Source organism: Sphingobium sp. FW305-3-2-15-F-TSA7, from assembly GCF_058787155.1.
On the sequence record NZ_JBYSZM010000027.1, the window covers coordinates 1 to 22,344 of the forward strand.

General features: G+C 63.3%; 22 protein-coding genes. 7 read left to right on the forward strand and 15 right to left on the reverse strand.

Annotation, left to right across the window (positions count from 1 at the left end):
- On the forward strand, positions 1-411 hold a 411-nt coding region (locus AC3WN8_RS20100), incomplete at its 5' end, for a calcium-binding protein (protein WP_492671257.1).
- A gap of 53 nt (positions 412-464) precedes the next feature.
- Here the strand turns inward: AC3WN8_RS20100 and AC3WN8_RS20105 are convergent.
- From AC3WN8_RS20105 to argJ, 7 genes are all read right to left on the reverse strand, one after another.
- A complete protein-coding gene (locus AC3WN8_RS20105; protein ID WP_492671258.1) occupies positions 465-941 on the reverse strand; it encodes an SRPBCC domain-containing protein in 477 nt (158 codons plus the stop codon).
- On the reverse strand, positions 938-1,282 hold the full coding sequence (locus AC3WN8_RS20110) for an ArsR/SmtB family transcription factor (protein WP_492671259.1): 345 nt from the start codon (positions 1,280-1,282) through the stop codon (positions 938-940). Before AC3WN8_RS20110 ends, AC3WN8_RS20105 begins: the two co-directional genes overlap by 4 nt.
- Positions 1,279-1,740: a VOC family protein gene (locus AC3WN8_RS20115; protein ID WP_492671260.1), complete on the reverse strand. Its 462-nt coding sequence runs from the start codon at positions 1,738-1,740 to the stop codon at positions 1,279-1,281. The genes AC3WN8_RS20110 and AC3WN8_RS20115 overlap by 4 nt, the downstream gene beginning before the upstream one ends.
- 109 nt (positions 1,741-1,849) lie before the next feature.
- Complete coding sequence (locus AC3WN8_RS20120; protein ID WP_492671261.1) at positions 1,850-2,233, reverse strand: SEC-C metal-binding domain-containing protein; 384 nt, start codon at positions 2,231-2,233, stop codon at positions 1,850-1,852.
- Positions 2,181-2,975, reverse strand: coding sequence for an inositol monophosphatase family protein (locus AC3WN8_RS20125; RefSeq protein WP_492671262.1), 795 nt, complete (start codon positions 2,973-2,975; stop codon positions 2,181-2,183). Before AC3WN8_RS20125 ends, AC3WN8_RS20120 begins: the two co-directional genes overlap by 53 nt.
- Positions 2,976-2,989: 14 nt before the next feature.
- The gene (locus AC3WN8_RS20130) at positions 2,990-3,601 is read right to left on the reverse strand and encodes a glutathione S-transferase family protein (RefSeq protein ID WP_492671263.1); all 612 of its coding nucleotides are present in this window, start codon (positions 3,599-3,601) and stop codon (positions 2,990-2,992) included.
- A 4-nt stretch (positions 3,602-3,605) separates the two neighbouring features.
- Positions 3,606-4,838: a bifunctional glutamate N-acetyltransferase/amino-acid acetyltransferase ArgJ gene (gene argJ, locus AC3WN8_RS20135; protein WP_492671264.1), complete on the reverse strand. Its 1,233-nt coding sequence runs from the start codon at positions 4,836-4,838 to the stop codon at positions 3,606-3,608.
- Positions 4,839-4,957: 119 nt separating this feature from the next.
- On the opposite strand from argJ, the gene AC3WN8_RS20140 reads away from it, so the two are divergent.
- Together AC3WN8_RS20140 and secA are read left to right on the forward strand one after the other, a co-directional pair.
- On the forward strand, positions 4,958-5,251 hold the full coding sequence (locus AC3WN8_RS20140) for a hypothetical protein (RefSeq protein ID WP_492671265.1): 294 nt from the start codon (positions 4,958-4,960) through the stop codon (positions 5,249-5,251).
- 114 nt (positions 5,252-5,365) lie between these two features.
- Positions 5,366-8,104 carry a preprotein translocase subunit SecA gene (gene secA / locus AC3WN8_RS20145; protein WP_492671266.1) on the forward strand — a complete coding sequence of 913 codons (2,739 nt, stop codon included), beginning with the start codon at positions 5,366-5,368 and terminating at the stop codon, positions 8,102-8,104.
- Between the two features lie 148 nt (positions 8,105-8,252).
- On the opposite strand, the gene AC3WN8_RS20150 is transcribed toward secA, so the two are convergent.
- Positions 8,253-9,284 (reverse strand): LacI family DNA-binding transcriptional regulator, encoded by a 1,032-nt coding sequence (locus AC3WN8_RS20150; RefSeq protein ID WP_492671267.1) that lies wholly within the window; start codon positions 9,282-9,284, stop codon positions 8,253-8,255.
- A gap of 146 nt (positions 9,285-9,430) precedes the next feature.
- Between AC3WN8_RS20150 and AC3WN8_RS20155 the strand changes: the two genes are divergently transcribed.
- Entirely contained in the window at positions 9,431-11,467 is a 2,037-nt protein-coding gene (locus AC3WN8_RS20155; RefSeq protein ID WP_492671268.1) for a S9 family peptidase, read from the forward strand.
- Positions 11,468-11,473: 6 nt separating this feature from the next.
- Here the strand turns inward: AC3WN8_RS20155 and soxR are convergent, their stop codons facing one another.
- From soxR to AC3WN8_RS20190, 7 genes are all read right to left on the reverse strand, one after another.
- Entirely contained in the window at positions 11,474-11,944 is a 471-nt protein-coding gene (gene soxR, locus AC3WN8_RS20160; RefSeq protein WP_492671269.1) for a redox-sensitive transcriptional activator SoxR, read from the reverse strand.
- A gap of 14 nt (positions 11,945-11,958) precedes the next feature.
- A complete protein-coding gene (locus AC3WN8_RS20165) occupies positions 11,959-12,255 on the reverse strand; it encodes a DUF1330 domain-containing protein (RefSeq protein ID WP_492671270.1) in 297 nt (98 codons plus the stop codon).
- A 42-nt stretch (positions 12,256-12,297) separates the two neighbouring features.
- Entirely contained in the window at positions 12,298-12,810 is a 513-nt protein-coding gene (locus tag AC3WN8_RS20170) for a nuclear transport factor 2 family protein (protein ID WP_492671271.1), read from the reverse strand.
- 35 nt (positions 12,811-12,845) lie between these two features.
- A complete protein-coding gene (locus AC3WN8_RS20175) occupies positions 12,846-13,163 on the reverse strand; it encodes a 2Fe-2S iron-sulfur cluster-binding protein (RefSeq protein ID WP_492671272.1) in 318 nt (105 codons plus the stop codon).
- Between the two features lie 44 nt (positions 13,164-13,207).
- Positions 13,208-14,413: a M24 family metallopeptidase gene (locus AC3WN8_RS20180; RefSeq protein WP_492671273.1), complete on the reverse strand. Its 1,206-nt coding sequence runs from the start codon at positions 14,411-14,413 to the stop codon at positions 13,208-13,210.
- 104 nt (positions 14,414-14,517) lie between these two features.
- Positions 14,518-15,600: a hypothetical protein gene (locus tag AC3WN8_RS20185; RefSeq protein ID WP_492671274.1), complete on the reverse strand. Its 1,083-nt coding sequence runs from the start codon at positions 15,598-15,600 to the stop codon at positions 14,518-14,520.
- 126 nt (positions 15,601-15,726) lie between these two features.
- Complete coding sequence (locus AC3WN8_RS20190) at positions 15,727-16,590, reverse strand: IclR family transcriptional regulator (protein WP_492671275.1); 864 nt, start codon at positions 16,588-16,590, stop codon at positions 15,727-15,729.
- A 171-nt stretch (positions 16,591-16,761) separates the two neighbouring features.
- On the opposite strand from AC3WN8_RS20190, the gene AC3WN8_RS20195 reads away from it, so the two are divergent.
- From AC3WN8_RS20195 to AC3WN8_RS20205, 3 genes are all read left to right on the forward strand, one after another.
- Positions 16,762-19,143 (forward strand): TonB-dependent receptor, encoded by a 2,382-nt coding sequence (locus AC3WN8_RS20195; protein ID WP_492671276.1) that lies wholly within the window; start codon positions 16,762-16,764, stop codon positions 19,141-19,143.
- A 126-nt stretch (positions 19,144-19,269) separates the two neighbouring features.
- Positions 19,270-20,319, forward strand: coding sequence for a Rieske 2Fe-2S domain-containing protein (locus AC3WN8_RS20200; RefSeq protein WP_492671277.1), 1,050 nt, complete (start codon positions 19,270-19,272; stop codon positions 20,317-20,319).
- Positions 20,320-20,384: 65 nt separating this feature from the next.
- Positions 20,385-22,325 (forward strand): oxidoreductase, encoded by a 1,941-nt coding sequence (locus AC3WN8_RS20205; protein ID WP_492671278.1) that lies wholly within the window; start codon positions 20,385-20,387, stop codon positions 22,323-22,325.
- The last annotated feature ends 19 nt before the right edge of the window (positions 22,326-22,344 follow it).

A 22,344-nucleotide genomic window follows, 5' to 3' on the forward strand; every position in this document is an offset into this window, starting at 1 on the left:
ATGACGATCACCACGCTGGCCGATGGCGTGCAGGTGGTGGGCGGCGGCCGCAGCGGCAATGTGCTGACCGGCACGGCGGATGAGGACCGGCTCTACGGCTTTGCGGGCAATCAGAGCCTCAATGGCGCGGGCGGTGACGATGTGCTGATCGGCGGTGGTGGCAACGACACGCTGACCGGTGGTGCCGGCAAGGATGTCTTCATCATCAACTTCCAGGACGGGCATGATGTCATCACCGACTATACCCCCGGACAGGATGTCATCGATCTTGCCGTCGGCATGGACATCCTGAGCAGCGTCGCCGCCGACACCAATGGCGACACCATCGTCGATCTCACCATCAATCTCGAACTCGGCGGCTCGGTCACTCTGCTCGGTATCTCCAGCATCGGGCAGGTCACCTTCGCCTGATGCTTTAACGCCCCTCCCGCTCGCGGGAGGGGGGGATGCCTGAGCCAGGCCGGTCAGGCGATATGCGCCCTGAGCGATGACAGCAGCATCCGCCACCATTCGCCGTGGCGCTGATCGAACAGCATGGCGGGCATGCCGTGCTTGGCGACATGGGTTTGCGGTACGCTGTCCCAGCCATAATGCTGCACCGTCACGCGGGTTTCGTCGCCGACCGGCTCGAAAATGATCTCGACCTCGGTGTGCTGATCCGGCCTGAATGTCGCCTGGCGCCAGCCGAACACAAGGCGTCGCCCGACATCCCATATCGCGACTTCGCCGATCAGGAAGGTCTTGCCGTTCGGCAGCTTCTCGACAAAGCGGCCGGGTGCGCCGTCGCCCGGTGGTTCGAATGCCACCTCACCGGGGCTACGCGGCGTGAAGCGGAACAGCGGGGCGTCGCGCCACCAACTGCCGATGTCCTCGGTGAAGACGCGAAAGGCGCGTTCGGGCGGCCCCGGCACGCGCATCGCCACCAGGATGCGCGAGGTCATTCGCCGCTGTCCAGCGCTTCGATATGCGCCTTGAACGCGGTGAGTTGACCGGCCCACATATCCTCGGTTTCCTGCAACCAGCGCGTCAGCTCCGCCATGGGTGCCGGCGTGAGTTGATAGACGCGCACACGCGCATCGAAGCCATCATGACGTTCCTCCACCAGCCCCGACGCACGCAGCGTGCGAAGATGCCGGCTCATCGCGGGCGGGCTCAACCCGGTCGCTGCAGCCAGTTCGCCTGCACGCCGTGGCTGTCGACGCAGCAGCTCGACGACCTGGCGGCGATGCGGATCAGCCAGCGCCGCCAATGTCCGGTCGAGCCGCGCAGCCGCTGCGCTCACGGCCAGATCTTGGTCTTCAGGCCGGTATCCCTGTCCCAATCCTCGGGCTCGACCTGTTGCACCGTTTGCCCGAAGGTCCAGATATGCCCTTCGGGATCGCGCGCGCGATAGGTGCGGTCGCCATAGAATTGGGTTTCGGGCTCCATCAGGATCTCCGCACCGGCATTGCGCGCATGTTCGCAATGGGCGTCGATATCGGTCGTCATCTGGAGATGGACGGTCTGGGTATTCTTGCCGCCCATATTGGCGGGGCTGCGATGATCGTCGCTCCATTCATTGCCGACCATGATCCAGCCGTCGCCGAAGATCATCTCGGAATGGGCCAGATTGCCCTCCGCATCGGTGATCAGCATCGCGGGCTCGAAGCCGAAGGCGGCCTGAAGCCATTCGAAAGCGGCCATCGCATCCTTGTAGACGATCGCGGAAACGACCGCCGGGCGTTTTGACATATCGACCATTTCGATTCTCCTATCTGTTAATATTTAACGCAGATGTAAACTAAATCGTCAAGAGCTATGACGCCGATCACCACCGGCATCCGAACTACACCGGTGGTGAAAGCGTTCACTAAGGCTCAATCGCGCCAATAGTCATGCCGCTCCGACCCATCGAAACCGGCCAGATGTGAGGCAGCAGGATTTGAAATCTCAGGCCCGAGCCGCAGGGGCAGGGATCCTTTCGGCCGAGCTTCTCGATGAGCTCGACATCGCCATGGACGAAGCGCAGCCCGCGCTTGACCTGAGTCTCGGAGGGGTAACCCTTACGCCGCTTCGCGATCACCTCGAAAGCAGGGCAGATCGGTGAAATCGTCTTGATGTGCCATGACGGCCTCCCATCGCTGATGCACGCCCGATTGCGCGCCGCGCGGCAATGGCGTCGGCGGTTGTGGGTGTAAAGCTCAGCCGAAGAGGATCCTGGCGCTTTCGTCCCACAGACGCGGCGATGCGGCACCGATCAGTCCTTTGCGGCCGTCGCCGACGATATAGGGCGATCCGTCGGGCCGGGCGATGCGGCCCCCGGATTCGGCCAGGAAGAGCGCGCCGGGGGCATGGTCCCAGGGCAAAGTGCGCTCGAACAGCGCGACATCGTTCAGGCCGAGCACGAGGCGGGGATATTGTTCCGCCGCGCAGCGCGGAATGTCGACCAGGGTCAGCCGGCCGCGCGCACGTTCGACGATGTCGGCGCGGCGCTCGGGCGTCATGAAATAGACGGCGAGCGCGGCGATGGGCAGGGCGGATCCGCTCTCCCGTGCCGATATGCGCTCTCCGTCGAGAAATGCGCCGCCGCTTGCCACCGCGTGGCAGATCCGGCCGTCGAGCGGATCGAGGATCCAGCCGGCCTGGATGGCACCGTCCGCAACCAGTGCCACCATCATGCCGAAGGGCGGGCGGCCTGCCGCGAAATTGCCGGTGCCGTCGATCGGATCGATGATCCAGTTGAGCCCAATGCCCGCGCGATCGAGGATTGCGGGATCGGCCGCGGCGGCTTCTTCGCCGATCATGCCGGCTTCCGGCAAGATTCGGGCAAGCCCCTCGATCAGCCGCAATTCGCTTTCCTTGTCGGCGATGGTGACGAAATCGTCGGCCGCCTTTTCGCTGATCTCGTCTTCGGCAAGATTCTGATAGCGCGGCAGGACAACGTCCGCCGCGACCTGTTCCATCAGTTCGGCGACCTGACGATAGAGGCTGTGCATGTGGATTACGGCTCCTAGGTCAGCGGAATCATGACCTGATCGGCATAGCCCGGGCGGGCCTGAAGCGCCGCATACCATCTTTGTACATTCGGCATGTCCGGACGCTCGATGTCGAGCGTCATCCAGCTATGCACATAGACACCCATTGGAATGTCACCCAGGCCAAAGCTCTGGCCGGACAGCCAGGGCTGCTCGGCCAATGCCTCGTCGATCCGCACCATCATCCGGGCGCATGATTGCGCGGATCGCGCGATCGCGGCCGGATCGCGCGCTTCGGGCGCATGGCGGATCAGGTTGAGAAAGGCGTCGCGTTGCGCATCGGCATAGCCGAACTGCCAGTCCATCCATTTGTCGGCCTGCGCGCGCAGGGCGGGGTCTTCCGGCCAGAATGCCTCCGGCGCGTAGCGTGCGGCCAGATACCGCAGGATCGCGTTCGATTCCCACAGCACCAGATCGCCGTCCTCGATCGTTGGGATCAGCGCATTGGGATTGAGCGCGAGATAGGCCGCGTCCATGCCGAACGCGCCGCCGACATCCCGGCGGACATGCGGAATGCCGATCTCCTGCGCGAACCAGGCGACTTTCTTCACATTGTGCGAATTGAGCCGGCCCCAGATCGTCAGCATCGCCTCAGCTCCGATAATCGGCGTTGATCGAGATATAACCGTGCGTCAGATCGCAGGTCCAAACCGTCGCACGGCCATCGCCCAGCCCGAGATCGACGCCGACCTCGATCTCCTTGCCCTTCAGATGCGCGGCGACGGGGGCTTCGTCATAGCCCTCGACCGCGAGGCCGCCCGTCGCGACCTGGGTCGTGCCGAAGCGGATGGAGAGCCTGTCGCGCTCGGCCGGCTCACCGGCTTTGCCGACCGCCATCACGACGCGGCCCCAATTGGCGTCCTCGCCTGCGATCGCGGTCTTCACCAGCGGCGAATTGGCGATGCTGAGCGCGATCCGGTGGGCGCTGTCGTCGGATTCGGCGCCGGTGACATTGATCTCGATGAATTTCGACGCACCCTCGCCGTCACGGACGACGAGATGGGCGAGCTGGCGGCACATGTCGGTGAGCGCGGCCTGGACAGCGTCCGCACCGTCGTCGTCGAACGACGCGAGCGGCGCATTGCCCGCCTTGCCCGTGGCGAAGGCGAGCACGGTGTCGCTGGTCGAGGTGTCGCTGTCGACGGTGATCGACGAGAAGGTGGCGCGATTGGCCGCACTCAGCATCGCCTGGAGCAGCCCGGGCTCGATCGCGGCGTCGGTGAAGACGAAGCCGAGCATCGTCGCCATGTCGGGCGCGATCATGCCCGATCCCTTGACGATGCCGACGAAGCTGACGGTGCGATCGCCGATCACCGCCCGTGTCACTGCCGCCTTTTCGAAAGTGTCGGTGGTCATGATCGTGGCGGCGGCATCCTGCCAGCCACAAGGGGCGGCGGTGAAGGCCGCATCGAGCCCGGCCTCCGCCTTGTCGATCGGCAGAGGCACGCCGATCACGCCGGTCGAAGCGACGAAGATGTCCGAAGGCTGGCAGCCGAGATGTCCGGCGGCGCGCGCGGCGATCGCCTCGACCGCGGCACGGCCGCGATTGCCGGTGAAGGCATTGGAATTGCCCGCATTGACCACCAGCGCACGCGCATTGCCGAGCGTCAGTGCAGCGCGGCACCATTCGACTTCGGGAGAGGGGCATTTGCTTTTGGTCAGCACGCCCGCGACCGACGTGCCCGGATCGAGCGTGACGAAGGTCAGGTCGCAGCGATCCCAGCTCTTGTAGCGCGCGCGTGCGACGCGCAGCGCAACGCCGGAAATGGCGGGGAGGTCGGGAAAGCCTTGGGGCGCGAGCGGGGAGCGTGCGGGTTGGGTCATGGTGACGTCGCTATAGCCTCGCTTCGGTGCGGATCAATGCAGCGTTAAGCTGGATACGCTATGGATATCCCGTCGACATGAGCTTTTGATTAGACGAACGGCACGACAGCACCTATGTCGTGGCGGTTCGAACCTGGGACGCGCATTTGCAACTGCTGCTTTTCCTTTCCGCATTGCTGACCTGTTTCACCGGCATCATCTCCGGTGAGCGGGTGGCGGAGCGTGTGCAGGTGCAAAGCAGCACAGCCGGTGCCGCCGTCGATGCTCTGACCGAAATCGCGGCGCCTATGCCCCGCATAGCGCACGATCTGGTTCGACCTGCCGCCGCCTTTCCCGCCGCCTTGCCACTTGCGCCTGTCCAGGCCGGTGCGCTCCGCGCGGTGCTTCTGGTGAACGGAAGCCGGCTGGAATAGCCGCCGGCCCGGCCTCGATTCAGGCCGTTCTTCTCGATATTTCGCGCGTGTCATGCGTGCAGGCGAAGCCGGGCAGCCGGCGTTCAAACTCTCGATTCAAGACAGGATTTCATCATGTTCGCTGGCGTTGCCAAAGCCATTTTCGGATCGTCCAACGATCGTTACGTCAAATCGCTCGACAAGATCGTCGCCCGCATCGCCGGCTTCGAGCCCGCCGTGTCCGCGCTTTCGGACGAGGATCTCTCGGCGCAGACCGCGGCATTCCGCGCCCGGCTCGAGGCAGGCGAAACGCTCGACGACCTTCTGCCCGAGGCGTTTGCGACGGTGCGCGAAGCGGCGAAGCGCGTGCTGGGGCAACGGCATTACGACGTCCAGATGGTCGGCGGCATCGTCCTCCATCGTGGCGAGATCGCGGAGATGCGGACGGGCGAGGGCAAGACGCTGGTGGCGACGCTCGCCACCTATCTGAACGCATTGCCCGGCACGGGCGTCCATGTCGTCACCGTCAACGATTATCTCGCCCGGCGCGACGCCGAATGGATGGGGCAGGTCTATCGCTTCCTCGGCCTGACCGTCGGCGTCATCGTGCCCAATATCGGCGATCAGGCGCGCCGCGACGCCTATGCCGCGGACATCACCTATGGCACGAACAACGAGTTCGGTTTCGACTATCTGCGCGACAATATGAAATATGAGCGCCAGCAGATGGTGCAGCGCCCCTTCAACTACGCGATCGTCGACGAGGTCGATTCGATCCTGATCGACGAAGCGCGCACGCCGCTGATCATCTCCGGCCCGACCGACGACAAGTCCGAACTCTATATGCGCGTCGATGTGGTGGTGAAGCAGCTCGTCGCCGAGGATTACGAAGTCGACGAGAAGCAGCGCTCGATCATCCTGACCGAGGACGGCACCGAAAAGGTCGAGCGGATGCTGGAAGCCGCCGATCTGCTCGAGGGCAGCAATCTCTACGATTACGAGAACACCCAGGTCGTCCATCACCTGAACCAGGCGCTGCGCGCCAATGTGCTGTTCAAGCGCGACACCGATTATATCGTCAAGGAAGGCAAGGTGATCATCATCGATGAATTCACCGGCCGCATGATGGACGGACGGCGCTGGTCCGACGGTCTTCACCAGGCGGTGGAGGCCAAGGAAGGCGTCAATATCGAACCCGAGAACCAGACGCTCGCATCGATCACCTTCCAGAATTATTTCCGCATGTATCCCAAGCTGTCGGGCATGACGGGTACCGCCGCGACCGAGGCGGCCGAATTCTACGACATCTACAAGATGAATGTCGTGACCATCCCCACCAACGTGCCGGTCAAGCGCGTCGATGAGGAGGACGAGTTCTACAAGAGCCTCGAAGAGAAGTTCGCGGCGATCTCCAAAAGGATCAAGGCGCAGGCCGAGAATGGCCAGCCCGTGCTGGTCGGCACCGTCTCGATCGAGAAATCCGAACTGCTCTCGGACTTCCTGACCAAAGATGGGGTGAAGCACGAAGTGCTCAATGCGCGCTTCCACGAAAGCGAAGCGCATATCGTCGCGCAGGCCGGACGCATCGGCGTCGTGACGATCGCCACCAACATGGCGGGTCGCGGCACCGACATCCAGCTTGGCGGCAATCTCGAGTTCCGCATCGGCGACGAACTGGCGGAAATGCCCGAGGGGCCCGAGCGTGACGCCGCGATCGAGACGATCCGCCAGGAGATCGAGGTCGAAAAGGCCGCGGTGCTCGCCGCCGGCGGCCTGTTCGTGCTCGGCACCGAGCGTCACGAAAGCCGCCGCATCGACAATCAGCTGCGCGGCCGTTCGGGCCGTCAGGGCGATCCCGGCCTCAGCCGCTTCTACCTGTCGCTCGACGACGATCTGCTGCGGATCTTCGGGCCCAACACGATGTTCGCCAAGATGATGCGGAGCAATCTGCAGGAAGGCGAGGCGATCGGATCCAAATGGCTGTCCAAGGCGATCGAGACCGCGCAGAAGAAGGTCGAGGCGCGCAACTACGACATCCGCAAGCAGGTCGTCGAATATGACGACGTGATGAACGACCAGCGCAAGGTGATTTACGAGCAGCGTTCCGACATCATGGATGCGGGCACGGTCGACGATGTCGTCGCCGATATGCGCGCCGAGACGGTCAATGGCATCGTTGCCGATGCCTGCCCGCCCGACACCTATCCCGAGCAGTGGAATATCGCGCAGCTCAAGGAACGCACGCTGGAAGTGCTCGGCATCGAGCCCGATTTCGATGCGTGGCTGACCGAGGAAGCGATCGATCCCGAACTGATCGAGCAACGGCTCCAGGCACTTGCCGACGAAGCGATCACCGCCAAATCGGCCGACATCGAGGCCGATAGCTGGGCGCAGGTGGAAAAGAGCATCCTCCTCCAGAGCCTCGACCACCACTGGAAAGAGCATCTTGCGACGCTCGACGCGCTTCGCCAGGTGATTCACCTGCGCGCCTATGCGCAGAAGACGCCGATCAACGAATATAAGCAGGAAGCGTTCGCGCTGTTCGAGCGGATGCTGTCGGCGATCCGCGAGGACGTCACCCGCGTGCTCGCCCATGCCCAGTTCATGCCGCAGGAAGCGCCGCCGCTTCCGCAGATGCCCGATTTCATCACCTCGCATTTCGATCCGCTGACCGGAGACGACAATAGCGCGGACATCGATGGCGGCAGCCTGGGCCTGATCACCACGCGGTTGCCGCCGCTCCAGATCGTCCAGCCAGATATTGCCGATGATCTGGGCGACGATCCCGCGGAATGGGGCGACAAGGTCAGCCGCAATGCGCCGTGCCCCTGTGGATCGGGCAGCAAGTACAAGCACTGCCACGGAGCGCTCTGAACCCGCTCATTGTCATTCCCGCATTCGCGGGAACGACATGGGGCGGGTCTGCGAGCCTACCGCCGAACCCCCATCTCTGCCCACGCGGTTGGAGCTTTGTGCTTCGGTCGAGGGCAGGCGGTATCGGCTCGGCCGGCCGCACGCAGCATCATTGCTGGAGTGGCGGCGCCACCGATGCGCGGCGGATGAGCGCCGACAGGAAAAGCGACGGTTCCCGGACCGCGCTGCCCGGTTCGATCGTGTCGCCGACCAGCTTGAGCGCGGCCGAGCGCGCCATCGTCGCCATCGGCCAGCGCACCGTGGTCATCGGTGGCCAGATATGCGCAGCGATCGGATTGTCGTCGAACCCGATGATCGACAGGTCGACGGGCACGTCCAGTCCGCGCTGGCGCGCCGTATGAAGCACGCCCGCCGCCATTTCGTCGTTCGATGCGAAGATCGCGGTGGGGCGGGGGAGCAGGTCGAGCAATCGCCCACCCGCATGCGTGCCTGAGTCGAACGTATAATTGCCGTCGGCGATCAGGCTGCGCGGTAGCGCGATGCCGGCGCCGGCCAATGCATCCTCGAAGCCGAGCCGCCGTTCCAGTGCCGAGCGGAAGCCGTGGGGGCCCTGTACCAGCCCGATCCGGCGATGCCCCGCCTTGATCAGATATTCGGTCGCCTCCCGCACCGCCTCGCGATCGTTCGAGGCGACGGTGTGTTCCGGATCGTCAAGCTGCGCAGAGCCCATGCGGACATAGCGGCAGCCGATTTCATCGCAGAGCCTGGCGAGCGAATCATTCTCGGAGATCGGGGGCATCAGCAGCACGCCGAACAGTCGCTGGCGTTCGAGGAAGTGGCGCAGGTCGGTGAGCATGTCGGGCGATCCGCGATCGACAGGGCGCACCACCAGTTCGAATTCGGTGTCGCGCAACGCTTCCAATATGCCCTGCTGCACGTTGAGCACGGTCTGCGCGTTGGGATTGTCGTGGACCAGTCCGATCAGGAAATTGCGGCGCAGCGCCAGTGCGCGCGCCTGCGGGTTTGGGATGTAACCCAGATCCTTGATCACGCCCAGAACGCGCGCTCGCGTGTCGTTATTGAGCAGGGGGGAGCGGTTGATCACCCGGCTGACCGTTTTTTTCGAGACGCCGGCGAGGCGGGCGACGTCGTTGATGGTCGGCTGCGATGATTTCTTCATCGGCGCATTTAGACCGAAGCCAGGGCGGCCGCCAATGACAGAAGTCGAGGAAAATGCTCGCTTTTCGAGGAAAATCATTGGACAATTGCCAAGCAGTCCGCCGCTCGCCCATATGATGCATATCGAAAGCCGATGCGGGAGAGGGCATGACGCGATCCATTTTCGGTGGCCTGGCGCTGCTTGCTTTGCCGTCAGCACTTGCAGCGGAGCCTGCACCGATCGCGCTGGAAGATTTTTACAAACTTGCCGACGTCGCCGGTCCAAGCTTCTCGCCGGACGGGAGCCGGATCGTCTATAGCGTGTCGTTGAGCGACGCGAAGCAGGATGCGGCGAAAAGCGATCTCTGGACGGTGCCGTGGCAGGGCGGCGCGCCGGAGCGGATCACCGATACCGCCGAGACCAGTGAATCGCAGCCGCGTTATACCGCCGATGGCGGCTGGATCGTCTTTCTGAGCGATGCGGGGCTGAAAAAGGCTGCCGCGGACGCCGATCCGGAGGACAAGAAGGCGGCGGCGGACGAGAATACGCAATTGTGGCGGATGCCCGCAAAGGGCGGCCCGGGACAGAGGATTACGACGCTGCCCGGCGGCATCAACGATTATGCGCTGTCCCCTGACGGCAGAAGGGCAGTGGTGGTGGCCGAGGTCGGCCGGGCCGTCGGCAGCACCGCGAAGACGCCGCCGCCGATCGAGACCGAGCGCTTCTTCTTCAAACAGGATGGTCGCGGTTATCTCGACGATCGCGCGATGCAGTTGTTCGTGGTCGATCTCGCCACCGGCAAGGCGCGCCAGCTCACCCAAGGCGCACGCGATCACTGGCATCCCGCATGGTCACCCGACGGTCGTCTGATCGCCTATGTCGCAAAGGATCAGGGTGAAGCCGATCGCACGCTCAACTACGACATCTTCGTCGTTGCGCCGGACGGCGCCGCGCCGCGCCGGATCAGCGCGTCGCAGGGTGCGGACGGCGATCCGGACTGGGGCGCGGGACCATCCTGGTCGCCCGATTCACGCCGGCTGGTCTGGCTGGAAGGGCCGGAGGACAAATGGATCTATTACGGACCGCATCAACTGGCGGTCGCCGACGTCGCGACCGGCGCGATCACGCGGCCGGCGCGGATCGATCGCTGGTTCTACCAGCCGCGCTGGACAGCTGACGGCAGGCTGCTCGCGCTGATCGAGCAGGACCGCGACACCTGGCTCGCGCGGATCGATCCGGAGAGTGGCGCGATCGCCTATCTCACCCAGGGCAAGCGCTTCGGCTATGATTATGCGGTGGCGGGCAATGGCAATATCGCGCTGCTCGACAGCAATGACCTCATGCCGTCCGAACTTTATGCACTCGGCAATGCCCCCGGTTCCTGGCGTGCGCTGACGCGGCACAATGCGTGGCTCGCGGATCGCGCGCTGGGTGAAGTGAGCGACATATCCTTCAGGAGCGGCGATGCCGGGATCCACGGTTTCCTGACGCTGCCGCCCGATTTCAATCCGGCAAAACGCTATCCGCTGATCGTCGATCTCCATGGTGGGCCGGTCTATCAGCACAGCCATGAATTCGATCTCGATGCGCGGCTTTATGCGGCGGCGGGCTATGTCGTGCTCAAGATCAACCCGCGCGGTTCATCGGGCCGCGGTTTCGATTTTGCGCGCGCCATCCATGCCGATTGGGGCAATCTCGATGCGAAGGACATCAGCGCAGGCATCACCCATGCGATCGATACCGGCGTCGCCGATCCGGCGCGGATCGGGGTCGGGGGCTGGAGCTATGGCGGCATATTGACGGATTATATGATCGCCAGCGATACGCGAATCAGGGCCGCGATCTCGGGCGCGGGCGCCGCCAATCCTCTCAGCCTGTTCGGCGTCGACATGTATGCCCGCGAATATCTGCTCGAACTGGGCGCGCCATGGGAGAATTTCGAAACCTGGCGAAAACTGGCCTATCCGTTCCTCCATCCCGAACGCATCACTGCGCCGACGCTGTTCCAATGCGCCGATGCCGACGACAATGTGCCGTGTGTGGGTGCCGAACAAATGTATCTCGCGCTCAAGACGCGGGGCGTACCGACCAGGCTGATCGTCTATCCCGGCGAAAATCACGGGCTGATCGTGCCGAGCTATCTGATCCACCGCATGCGCAGCAACATCGCCTGGTATGATCGCTGGCTGAAGCCGACCAAATGACGAGGTTCACAACGGATTGCACGATTGTTTCCGGTGAGACCCCGTCAATAGTCGCGGACCTGAACCTTGATCCGCCAAGGCATCGGAGGGGTTGCGTAGCGGGCAATCCGGAAGCGAGAGGCATCCGCATCCGATGCAGCTCTCGAGCTGGTCTCGCAGCTGCAAAAGGCTCGTGATCCGTTCATCCAGCAAAACGCGCCACGACTTTGCGAGACATTGCCAGTCCGTCGTCGACATGGTTGCCGGCATCCGGTTGAAATGTGCCTTGATCATCGCAAGCGGGATGCCGGCCTGTTGAGCGATGCGGATGACCGCCAACCGCCGCAGATCGGATCGTGCGAAGCGTCGCTGGTTCCCTTTCGTGCGAGATCCCGTGATCAGCCCCTTCGCCTCATAGAAATGCACCGTCGAAACGGCGATGCCGCTGCGTTTCGCGAATTCACCAACGGTCATTTGGGACGATATGTCGTCGAACATGGAAGCCGCCGCGATCAGTCCTCGAATATGACGATCCGTGTCTTGCCGGCCTTTTTGCGCAGCTCGAGCCAGGGTTCATATTCACTCGAATTGTAGAATTCGAGCAGCTTCTCCTTTGACGGAAACTCGACCAAGACCACCGGACCAGGTGTCCAGTCGCCCTCGATCACTTCGGCATCGCGGCGCTTCAGCAGGTATTTTCCACCAAAGGCTTCGACCATCTGCGGTACGGTCTGCCCATATCGGGTGATACCATCGATATCGGTATACCATTCGCCTTCGGGATCGAGTGACATCAGATAGGCTGGCATGATTTCCGTCCTTCGCAATGATTGTGGTCGGAGGCGTTGTCGCTAGACGGCCTTGAGGTCGGGCGGTGGCGCGCCCGCGACGACCAGCCCGCCCGCCGTCGTCACGTGCCGTTTCGCGATCAGCCAGCGGCCGTCGCGTTCCTCGAATTCGTCGGTCACGATGCCGAGTGCCGTCCAGTCGGCGGGCCGAAGATCGCCCCGGTCCGCGAGTGCGCGGAACCAGTGCAGCGCGAAGACATGCGATGTCAGGCTCGGGCGCGGACCGTTCCAGTCGAAGACGGTTTGTCCGACCACATGCGCGTGGATCTGGATCTGGTGCCGGGTGACGTCGAGGAGATAGCGGGTCATCTCATCCCGGTTCGAAAAACGCAGGACGGCGCCGGATCCCTTGTCCGGCATCAGATCATATTCGACGACCGCATTTTCGGTGAAGCAGTCGGGTCCGACCCGGTCATAGTCCCTGCCATCGACCAGGCGGAACATCCGACAGGTCGTTTCGTACATGGCGCCTTCGGATATCATCCGAAGAACGGCCTTTTCGATCGTTTCGTTCATCCAGGGACTCCGTTCTGACTGGCGCTGTTGCCGCATCATTCGCCCGGTGCGATCGTCACGCGCAGTCCGTCGAGCGCTTCGGAAAAGGGCAATTGGCAGGAAAGGCGCGAATTGCCGCGACGATGGCTCGAACTGTCCAGCAGGTCGTCTTCGTCCTCGCTGAGCGGCGGCAGCTCGCCGGCGAAATCATTGTCGACATAGACATGACAGGTCGCGCAGGAACAGCATCCGCCGCACAGCGCGAGCAAATCGTCGAAACCATTCTCGCGGATGATCTCCATCACCGACAGTCCGCCGGGGCTGTCGACGGCTGTTTCGGTGCCGTCGGGCGATGTAACGAATAAAGTGGGCATCATCTCTTTCCGTTGGGGCCAGTTTCCCGGCTGTCGGGCGGCTTCTAACGAAGCGCGGATGGCAGGGCAGGGCGCTGCCCGAGCCGCTCGGCGCCACCGGCCCGCACCACGACGGAGTCTCCCCACATCACCTTGCGCATGCCGTCGGTCGTCGCGACGGTCGGCTTCACCACGAAGACCGAATTCTCCTCGATGATCCAGTTCGCGGTCCAGTCGTCGCGCGGTCGGTTCACCAGGACCGGCGCGTCGAGGCCAAGGCCTCGACTATGGATGATCGGGCTGCAGACATAGGGCGTGTCGGCGGCGATCTCGGCACAAAGCGCGACAAGATCGGCCAGCTTCCGGCCCGGGCGCATCGCCTGCCACAATTGCGTGGTCGCATGATATTGGAGTTCCGCCATCTCGCGCGCGATAGCGTCGGGGCCGCTTACCCAATGCGTGGCCGCGCCATGCCCCAGATAGCCGCACCATTTTGCGTCGACTTCGACCAGCACGACATCTTCGGGCGCAAGGGCGCGCCGGGAGGGCAGGGTGCCGACAAAGGGGGGCAGGGGGTTGCCGGCGGTGAAGAGCAGCAATGACGACGGCTCGCTGCCCTGTTCGATCAAGCTTGCCACCATGCGCGCATAGACGGCGGTCTCGGTGACCCCTGGCCGCGCTTCCCGTGCAAGAATGTCGAGCGCGTCTTCGACCATCTGCACGGCGTGGCGGAGCATGTCGATTTCTTCGTCGCCTTTCACGACGCGCGCTTCATACATGAGCGACGTCGCATTGACGAAATCGGCCTGAGGCAGTTGTTCTCGCAAAAGCGTCATCGCACCCTGGCTGACCAGCCCGTCGGGTTCGCGCGCCACGCCTTCGAGGCCGGCAATGCCAATGCGTGCTCCGGCAAGTCCGAGTTCGCGCAGCCGCTCCACCACCATCGGTGTCGCATTGAAGAAGGCGGTGCGGATATCCTGCACCCAATGCTGCGACTGAAGCCAGAAGGGCGGCGCAGGGACCGGACCGGTGATCGCGGTCACGTCCCCGTCATGCGGAAAGATCACCGAAACCGACGCGCAATTGCCGCCGATCGACGACAGATAGCGGCCATTGCCATTGCCCTGGTCCCAGCTCGAGCTGTTGTTGAGCGCAAGGATGACGTCGATCCCGTCGCGGCGCATCAGCGCGCGCACCTTGCTCCAGCGCCGGTCGCGTTCGGCGAGCGAAAGCCTGGGCAGATCGGGCTGCGGATAGCTGCCCTCAGCCATGATCGCGGCTCGCCCGGGAAATGCCGAACGACGTCGGCGGGCGCATCACGGCGCGATGATCCATGCAATCCATCCTGGTTTTCCTGTTCCGAACGACCGGCGCATCACCGGAAATATCTGAGGAGCTTGGGGATGAGCCGCGTCGGCGCGATCAGATAGCGATCGTCGGGACGCAGCGCATATTCGCGCAAGCACGCCTCGGTGAACTTGATGGCATGTTCGTCGCCATGTTCGACCGCGCGAGCGATGAGCGCATCGGGAGGAAGGGCGTCGAGCCCTTCGGGTATGGTCCGTAAAATTTCGCCGGGATTGGCGGGTGCGAAATTGGCCATGATCGCTGCGGTGGCTTCCCACACTGCGAGATAGGACGGGATATGAAGCGCCTCGGGAAGGTGAGGGAGCATGAGCCGAACCGCAGCCGGGGCGGAAACGCAATGGACCAGCGGTATCGGAAACGTCTTGTCATGCACCAGATTCACTTGCGCATAGCCAAGCGTCATGTCGCTCAGCGCCGATTGCAGATCGGCGGGGCCGGCGAGGCGACTGACGGCGTCGGCCCAGCCGTTGAGCTGTGGCATGTGCGCGAACAGACCCTTGTCGCGCGTGCTGAGCTTCACGTCGGGGCCGATCCGGGGAATCGTCGCGATGATTTCTGGAAAAGTCGCGTCGCCCAGCAGGCGATGCGCGCCGGGCTGCTCGACATAGAGTGACGCCCAATAGGCCAGGCCAGCGGCGAGTTCGTCGAGTTGCGGTTTCGACGGTTTGCCGTCGGCCAGATCGATGCTGCGCACCGCATGCATCGTACGGATCAGCCCGTGGGTGAGGCCCGATGCCATGCCGGGCAAAAGGCGCGACCACCAGCGCACGAGCACGTCGCGCCATGGGGCTTCGTCTAACTCGCGTTCCATCAGCGCACGCCAGTCGGATGCGCGTGGAAACTGCCCGAGCGCCGAACGCCAGTCATTCTCGTTCGTCGGGTCGATCCTGCCCACCGAGACCGGCATCGGCAGATGCTTGCGCTTCTGCGGGTAGAGCGAGGCCCATGTATGGACCATATCGGCATGGCCCAGGCTGATCAGCGCTTCCGACGCCATCGCCCAATGGGTCGAGAAACCGGGCACCATCTCGAAGCCGAGACCGGAACAGATTTCCAAAGCATCGTGCATCGCATCGATCGGCTTGACCACCATGCGCTCCTTGTCTGCAGCGACATTGGAAAATCCAATGTGCTAATAACGGTGCATGTGTGCGATAATAGGCAATGCGTATCGCCTGTCAATCACCGGGATCGATCGATCTTCCGGATTTAGATCCTAGAGATGATTGCCGATCCGCGCGGCGGCCGCCTTGGCTGCCTCGATCAGCCGCGGAAGCTCCGCCTCCAGCCGGGCGGACGGCGCGGCGATGCTGAGCGCGGCGCGCGATGCGCCGTTCCTGTCGACGATCGCGACGCCGACCGATCCGACGCCGGCCTCGCTTTCCTCGTTGCTGACCGCATAATTCTGATCGCGCACGACCTGGAGTTCCTTGAGCAGATCCGACCGCGTGGTCAGCGTGTTGGGTGCTGTACGATCGAGGCGCAGGCCCGGGTACAGCGCCTTGATCTCGTCATCCGACATCTGCGCCAGCAGCGCCTTGCCGACCGAGGTCGCATGGGCAGGCAGCGACCGGCCGACGCGCGAGACGACTCGCAATGCCCTGGGGCTTTCGAATGCGTCGATGAACAGGACGTCCGAACCGGTCAGTATGACCAGATGCACGGTCTCCTGCGTTTCTTCATTGAGGTCGGTGAGGAATGGCCGGGCAATGGTCCGCAATTCGCCGCCGATCGTGGCCGCAAGCCCTACCAGCCGCGTGCCGAGCCGGTATCGGCCGACAGGGGAGCGATTGACGAACTGGCGGTGCTGCAGCGTCGCGACGAGCCTGTGCGCGATCGTCCGATGGACGTCGAGGGTCGTGGCGATATCCGATATCGTCATATCCTCCTGTGACGCGGCCAGGATTTCGAGAATCTGCAATCCCCGATCGAGAGTCTGGGACGTGTGGGTCGGCGGCTGCATTGTCGGGATTTTCCTTCTGATATCCGCATTTGATTGGGCTATAATAGCACGCAATGCAAGCTTAATCCCGGCGCATGGGCGGTCAGCGGGAATGGCTGTCGCTGGCGAGGATCGCATGGTTGTCCAGTGAGGAAATGAGAGTGGAAGGCCGGTTTGTCGTGAGGTCGAGTGCGGAATTGTGGGCTTGAGCGGCCAAATGTCGAGTCAATGATGTTCTAATATCGCACCTATTGTGCGATCATAGCATTGATGTTATGGCCGGAGAACAAGCCTAGGGAGAGGAAAAAAATGGGAATCAATAATCCCGCACGCCTGATGACCGCCGCCGGTGTCTGCGCGCTTATGATTGGGGGCATCGCAGCCCCGGCCTTTGCGCAGGCGGCCGCCGAATCCGCGACGCCGGAGACCGGCATCGAGGAAATCATCGTCACCGCGCAAAAGCGTTCGGAGCGGCTCAGCGATATCGGCATGTCGATCACCGCGCAGACCGGCGATCAATTGAAGGTGAGCGGTGTTTCGTCGATCGACGATTTCGCGAAGGTCGACACGAGTTTTTCCTTCGGCCTGTCGCAGTCGGGTACGCCGATCTATACGATCCGCGGCGTCGGCTATTATGACTTCGCGCTCGCAGCGCCGCCGACGGTCAGCGTCTATGTCGATCAGGTGCCGCTCGCCTTTTCCGCCCTCACCAAGGGCACGACGCTCGATCTGGAGCGCGTCGAGATCCTCAAGGGGCCGCAAGGCACATTGTTCGGCCAGAACTCGACGGGGGGCGCGATCAATTTCATCGCGGCGAAGCCGACCGCGTCGTTCCAGGCGGGGCTGGAGGCCAGCATTGCCCGGTTCGAGGCGGTCAGCGTCAATGGCTATGTCAGTGGTCCGCTGTCGGATACATTGCGCGCGCGCCTCGCGTTCGGCGCCGATGCCGGTGGAGCCTGGCAGCAAAGCTATACGCGCAAGGACAGTCTGGGTGACCGCCGGTTCCAGACCGCGCGCCTGCTACTCGACTGGACGCCGACCGATGCGTTGACCGTCAGCTTCAACCTCAGCGGATGGCGCGATCGGTCGGACACCCAGGCGGGGCAATTGACGGGCTTTCCGCTGCCGAGCGCGTTGACCGATCCGGCGAAGAACGTGCCGGTGAGTGTCCAGAACGCCATCCTCAATTACCCGCTGGCCCCCCGAAATGCGCGCGCAGCGGATTGGGGTCCGGAAGACCCGCGCGCCGACGAGGATTTTTATCAGGCATCGTTGCGGATCGATTATGCGCTGTCGGACGACGTCACCATCACATCGATCTCGGCCTATTCCGATTTCAGGACGAACAGCGCCTTCGATATCGACGGTCTCGCCATCAGCAACAACACCACCACGCTCGACGGTGACAGCCAGTCCTTTTCGCAGGAGCTTCGCCTTGCCGGCAAGGCGATGGACTCCCGGCTCGACTGGGTGGTGGGTGCCAATTACGCTTCCGACAAGACGCTGGACGCCCAGATCCTCGACATGTCGGTCAGTGCGCCGACCTATTCCTTCATCGGGTCCGGCGGACCGCATTGGGAATTCATCCGCAACCAGTCGAGGACCGATATCGAGACTATCGCGGCCTTCGCCAACCTCAATTACAAGCTGACCGACACGCTGAGCGCGCATGCCGGCGCGCGTTACACCAATTCACGCAACCGGTTCGAAGGCTGCACCTTCGATACCGGGGACGGGCTGTGGGCGGCGGGGATGAATTCGCTCCAGTTCGTCGTGAAGAATTTCATCCTGACCAATCCGTCACCCTTCGTCCCGATATTGCCGGGCGGATGCGCGACGTTCGACGAGACCTTCACGCCGGAACTCGTCAGGAGCACGCTCGAAGAGGACAATATCTCATGGCGCGTCGGGCTCGACTGGAAAGCGACCTCGGACATCCTGCTCTATGCCAATGCCAGCAAGGGCTACAAGGCGGGCGCCTATCCGACGTCGGGTTTTCTCTCGGCCGCAGCGACCGAACCCGTGACCCAGGAATCGGTCATGGCCTATGAAGCCGGTTTCAAGACCTTCCTCTTCGATCGTTCGCTCCAGTTGGACGGCGCCTATTTCCATTATGACTATCGCGACAAGCAGGTGAATGGCGCGGTTCCGGAGCCGGTGGTCTTCGGCGCGCTGTTCGGGCTGATCAACGTCCCCAAATCGAAGCTCGACGGTTTCGAACTTTCGGCGCTCTGGCGGGCTTTCGGCGGACTGACGCTGCGCGGCAACGTCACTTATCTCGACTCGCGGGTCGTTGGCGATTTCGTCAATGTGAACCGCGTCGGCCAGACCGCGAACTTCAAGGGCGAAGCATTTCCGTTCACGCCGAAATGGTCGACCCTGCTGGGCGCGACCTATGAATTCCCGCTGGCAAGCGGATCGGTCGCTTATCTCGGCGGCGATTATTCCTATCGTTCGGCCACCCAGAACGGTTTTGGCGGGCTCGGCTTCGAACGGATCAAGGGATATGGTCTGCTCGATCTTCGGGCTGGCATCCGCTCGTCGGACAATGGCTGGACCGCCGAACTCTGGGGGCGCAACGTGACCAACAGCTATTATTGGAACGACGCCACCTATGTCACCGATACGTCCTATCGGCGCACTGGCATGCCGGCGACCTATGGCCTTCGCGTCGGCTACAAGTTCCGCTGACGATCATGTCGGGCCGGCGCTTCCATCGATCCGTGCGACGCCGGATCATGGAGCGCGGGCCCGGCATCCGCGCGTTCGCGTGGCGTCGAAAAACGGCGGCCGTCACCTGTGAGGGAAAAGCGTAATATGAACTATCTCAGAAACACCTGGTATCAGGCGGGGTGGGCGGAGGAGATCGACGACGGCCAGATGCTCGCCCGCACGATCCTGGGGACGCCGCTGCTCTTCTTTCGTGATGCCAAGGGGCAGCCGACCGCGATACTCGATCGCTGCCCGCATCGTTTTGCCCCGCTGTCCGCCGGCAAATTCGCCGATGGCGTCGTGACGTGCGGCTATCACGGCCTGGCCTTCGGCGGATCGGGCCAATGCGTGCATAATCCGCACGGCAAGGCGGCAAAATCCATTCGCGTCGAGAATTTCGTCACGGCCGAACGGCATCTCGTGCTCTGGGTCTGGATGGGCGATGCGGCGCTGGCCGATATCAGCCGGATTCCGGATATGTCGTTCATCGACGAGACGCCGGCGACCGCGATCATCATGGGGCTGATGCCGACGCGCGCGGACTATCGGCTGATGATCGACAATATCATGGATCTCAGCCACGCCGACTATCTGCATCCGACGACCCTGGGCGGGACTTTCACCGACGCGAAGATGAACGTCCTCCAGACGGGCGATGCGATCGTGGTGGAATATCTCTCGCATGACTGCGAGCCCGCGCCCGCTTTGCGCGTCATGGTGCCGCCGCCGCTCAGGGCCGATGTCCGGGTCGAAGCGCGCTGGTATCCGCCGGGGGTCATGGTGATCGGCGTTTCCGCCTATCCCACGGGCACGCCGCGCGACACGAGGAACGACAATTTCACGCTGCACAGCATGACGCCCGAAACCGAGGGCAGCACGCATTATTTCTATTGCAGCACGCGCCCGTTCCAGACCGACGATGTCGAGTTGAGCGCATCGTTGAAAGTCATCCTCGAACAGGCTTTTGTCCAGGAGGACAAGCCGATGCTGGAGAAGCAGCAGGAGCGGATCGGGAACGCCGAATTCTGGTCGCTCAAGCCGCTGTTGCTGCCGGTGGATTCCGCCGCCGTGCAGGTCCGGCGCAAGCTCGAGCAACTGATCGAGGACGAGGCGGCCACGGGCGATGTCGCCGCGCGACGGCACGCCTCGCTCTGATCCCGCGAGTAGAGCCGCCGCCGCGCTGCCCGATATCATGACCCATGAATTTCAGGATAGAATCCATGTCGTCGAAAACTGAATCGATGCTGTTGTCGCCGTTGCGCGTGGGGAGCTTCGAACTGGCGAACCGGGTAGTCTTTACCGCCCACGGCACGCAGTGGAGCCCTTGGACCGATGCGGGATCGCCGCGTTACATCGAATATCAACGCCGCCGCGCTGCGAACGGCGTCGGCATGATCGTTGCCGAAGGACTATGGGTCGACCGCGATGCGACGCCCGAGGCGCTGTCTGCCGCCGCTGGGCCGATGACGCGCTTCAACACGGTATTGCATGACACCGCGCCACGGATCGCCACCGTCCTCCAGCTGGTCGGGGCAGGCGCATCGGGCTCGTCGGAATATTATCCGGGCGATCAGACGCTTGCTTCGTTCGGTGGCATGCAATCCTCGACGGACGGGGAAGTGACGCACCGCATGTCGCCCGGCGAGATCGAGGCCCTTGTCGAAAATCATGCGAAGCTGGCGCGGATGGCGGTCGACAGCGGCATGGACGGTGTCGAACTGCTCGCCGGCTATGGCTATCTGATCCATCAGTCGCTCAGCCCTTGGGGCAATGGACGGGATGATCGCTGGGGAGAGCCGCTTGCATTCGCGCGCGCTGTGATCGACGCCGTTCGCGATGCGATCGGGCCGCAGAAGATCCTCGGTTTCCGTATGCCGGTGGACGACGACCGGACAGCTTATGAGGGCGGCGGACGACAGGAGGAGCTGGCTGACCTTGCCGCGCAGATCGTGGCGGGCGGCGGCGTCGACTATCTCAATCCCTGCATGGGCAGCAAGGTCTATGCCTATACCGCGCGCACCGCACGATCCTATCGGCACCAGCCCGGTGTCGATCTGCCTTTGGCGGCCAATCTGAAGCGGGCGATCGGCGGCGCGGTGCCCGTGATCGGCGTCAATCGCGTGTTGACGCCCGAGCAGGGCGAGGAAGCGCTGCAACGCGGCGATTGCGACCTGATTGCGCTGACCCGGGCGCATATGGTCGATGCCGATCTGCTTACCAAATTCCGCGACGGCCAGAGCAAACGCATCCGCCGATGCGTCGGCGCGAATGATTGCGGGTCGGTGGCGTTTCTCGGCTTGCCGCTGATGTGTTTCCACAACCCCGAGCTGGGACAAGAGGCCGAACTGAAGATCGTGCCCGCCGAAAAGGCCAGGAAGGTCGTGGTGATCGGGGCCGGGCCAGCGGGCCTGAAAGCCGCCGAGATCGCGGCGCGACGCGGCCATGATGTGCTGGTGGTTGACGCGGCCGACGAGCCGGGCGGGCAGCTCCGCCATGTCCGCGCCACCACCGCCCACGAACTTTATGGCGCGATCGACTGGCTGGTGGATGAACTCAGCGCGCTCGGCGTCGCGCCTCGCCTTGGCGCACGCATCGACGGCGCTGCCCTGAAAGCGCTGGCGCCCGATGTCGTGATCCTGGCGACCGGCGCACACCGTCAGGCCTTGCCGGCGATCCCCGGCGCCGGCGGCGTTCGGCTGGTCTCGGCGATCGACGTCCTGTCCGGCGCCGATATCGGCAGGGATGTGCTGGTGTTCGATCGCGCCGGCGACATGGAGGCCAGCCTCGTCGCCGAGACGCTGATCCGTCGCGGGATCGCGGTGACCTATGTGACGCCGCTCGACTCGTTCGCGCCGCGGGCGGGATTTCTCCAGCATCTCGATCTGCTGCCGATCTTCGAACGGGCCGGTTGCGAGATGCTTGTCCGCCACGAGATCGAGTCCGTCGACGGCAATATCGTGTCGCTGATCGACCGGCGCGGAATCGTCACGCAGCGAAAGGCCGATACCATCGTCGCTGCCCGGGCGCCCGAGGCCGATACCGACCTGCTGCCCGCCGTTCAGGCGATGGCTGTACCCTATCATGTGATCGGCGACGCCGCCGCGCCACGCCATGCCCGCGCGGCGATTCATCATGGCGACACCGTCGCCCGCACGTTGTGATCCCGGAAAGGAACATGTT

Bases quoted from the DNA above. Each gene is read 5' to 3' on its own strand.
- AC3WN8_RS20150 (WP_492671267.1), bottom strand. From the start codon at position 9,284: ATGAAGAAATCATCGCAGCCGACCATCAACGACGTCGCCCGCCTCGCC.
- AC3WN8_RS20125 (WP_492671262.1), bottom strand. From the start codon at position 2,975: ATGCACAGCCTCTATCGTCAGGTCGCCGAACTGATGGAACAGGTCGCG.
- AC3WN8_RS20115 (WP_492671260.1), bottom strand. From the start codon at position 1,740: ATGGTCGATATGTCAAAACGCCCGGCGGTCGTTTCCGCGATCGTCTAC.
- argJ (WP_492671264.1), bottom strand. From the start codon at position 4,838: ATGACCCAACCCGCACGCTCCCCGCTCGCGCCCCAAGGCTTTCCCGAC.
- AC3WN8_RS20175 (WP_492671272.1), bottom strand. From the start codon at position 13,163: ATGCCCACTTTATTCGTTACATCGCCCGACGGCACCGAAACAGCCGTC.
- AC3WN8_RS20130 (WP_492671263.1), bottom strand. From the start codon at position 3,601: ATGCTGACGATCTGGGGCCGGCTCAATTCGCACAATGTGAAGAAAGTC.
- secA (WP_492671266.1), top strand. From the start codon at position 5,366: ATGTTCGCTGGCGTTGCCAAAGCCATTTTCGGATCGTCCAACGATCGT.
- AC3WN8_RS20105 (WP_492671258.1), bottom strand. From the start codon at position 941: ATGACCTCGCGCATCCTGGTGGCGATGCGCGTGCCGGGGCCGCCCGAA.
- AC3WN8_RS20190 (WP_492671275.1), bottom strand. From the start codon at position 16,590: ATGCGATCCTCGCCAGCGACAGCCATTCCCGCTGACCGCCCATGCGCC.
- AC3WN8_RS20205 (WP_492671278.1), top strand. From the start codon at position 20,385: ATGTCGTCGAAAACTGAATCGATGCTGTTGTCGCCGTTGCGCGTGGGG.
- AC3WN8_RS20195 (WP_492671276.1), top strand. From the start codon at position 16,762: ATGGGAATCAATAATCCCGCACGCCTGATGACCGCCGCCGGTGTCTGC.
- AC3WN8_RS20155 (WP_492671268.1), top strand. From the start codon at position 9,431: ATGACGCGATCCATTTTCGGTGGCCTGGCGCTGCTTGCTTTGCCGTCA.
- AC3WN8_RS20170 (WP_492671271.1), bottom strand. From the start codon at position 12,810: ATGAACGAAACGATCGAAAAGGCCGTTCTTCGGATGATATCCGAAGGC.
- AC3WN8_RS20165 (WP_492671270.1), bottom strand. From the start codon at position 12,255: ATGCCAGCCTATCTGATGTCACTCGATCCCGAAGGCGAATGGTATACC.
- AC3WN8_RS20180 (WP_492671273.1), bottom strand. From the start codon at position 14,413: ATGGCTGAGGGCAGCTATCCGCAGCCCGATCTGCCCAGGCTTTCGCTC.
- AC3WN8_RS20200 (WP_492671277.1), top strand. From the start codon at position 19,270: ATGAACTATCTCAGAAACACCTGGTATCAGGCGGGGTGGGCGGAGGAG.
- soxR (WP_492671269.1), bottom strand. From the start codon at position 11,944: ATGTTCGACGACATATCGTCCCAAATGACCGTTGGTGAATTCGCGAAA.